The sequence below is a fragment of the Candidatus Streptomyces philanthi genome, assembly GCF_059553635.1.
The window spans coordinates 1-1,171 of sequence record NZ_JCANQV010000616.1 but is presented as its reverse complement, the minus strand read 5'-3'; the positions used below and the strand labels follow the sequence as shown (position 1 = coordinate 1,171).

Annotated in this window: 1 protein-coding gene and 1 pseudogene; one reads left to right on the top strand and one right to left on the bottom strand. The window is 70.6% G+C overall.

Annotated elements, in window-relative coordinates; translation table 11 throughout:
- The coding region (locus AC51EU_RS30660) for a GOLPH3/VPS74 family protein (RefSeq protein ID WP_496270355.1) at positions 1 to 625 on the bottom strand (625 nt) is incomplete at its 3' end.
- Positions 626 to 864: 239 nt separating this feature from the next.
- On the opposite strand from AC51EU_RS30660, the pseudogene AC51EU_RS30655 reads away from it, so the two are divergent.
- A pseudogene (locus AC51EU_RS30655) lies at positions 865 to 1,171 on the top strand (D-alanyl-D-alanine carboxypeptidase); the annotation flags it as partial.

The following is a 1,171-nucleotide window of genomic DNA, read 5'->3' as shown; positions in this document are numbered from 1 at the left end:
CCGCGACGCCGTTCTGCACATCCATCACGGCGTGGGCGACCAGGCCGCCCATCGGGTCGTGCCGGATCAGGTCCCGGAGACGGGAGCGCGAGGAGCGCCCCTCGTTGCCCGGGTAGAGGTGCTTGCCGAGACCGACCGCGTGGGCCAGCGCGGCGAGCGCCGCGGTCCGCGGGTCCGGCGGTACGCCGGTACGGATCGCACTGTCCAGCCGGGCCCTGATCTCCCGGCTGATCGCCGTGTCCGTCGCCTGGTAGCGCGTCGTCGGCAGCACCCCGCACATCTGACCCGCCACGGCATGCACCATGCCGCACCGCTCCAGATGCGTGAGGTACGTCTGGCGCAGCCCCAGCCGGGGTCCGCCGATCCAGTGGACCGCGCGCACCGGACTGCCGCGTCGGCGCAGCAGTTCGAGCGCGGTGTCCAGAGTCGGATCTCCTGTCGGCCGTGGCATCACCACGGCGATACGATCCCCGTCTGGGGCTATTCGTCCTGCCAGAGCCAGCTCCACTAGCTGGGCCCCGGCCAGGCCGAGGTCGAGCGACTGCGGCTGCGCTGTGGTGCCCGTGGCCGGGTCCAAAGCGAGCAGCAGAAGCTCCTCCGGAATTGTTCTGCGGCTCCTGCCCATCCATGCCTCCCCGCGTGGATGTCTGACAGGGTGACCCCTCTCACATTCATCTGTCGAGAGTGCGTGAGGGGTTCGATAGGGAACCTGTAGGTATGTCGTTCTCGTCTAGCAGGTCGGCGGCATCTTCCGTGGGGGCGTGGCGAGCACCGGTTCGCGTGGCGGTACGACCGCGCTCCGCGGACACAGGACACTTGTGAACACTGGGCTAGGCAGCAGTGCGACGTACGAAGGAGACACCGGTGGCGGGCGAGTCCCCCGACAAGTCGGACCAGAAGCAGTCGTCGGGGGAGACGGCGGGGAGCGAGCGTGATCCGCGCCTGTCCGTCTTCCGGGAGAAGCCGGACGGACCGGCGAAGGAGCGGACGGACGGGACGCCGGAGGCGGCGCGGACCGAGCCCGCGTCCGAGCGCGCCGGGAAGCCGGGCGGTACGACCGGCGGGGAGAAGGCCGCGAAGTCGTCCACCGCGACCGAGGACGCCTCTGAGCGCGCCGTGAAGGCGCCCAAGGAGGCGAAGGCGACTCCGGAGGCACCGAAGGCCACCGAGG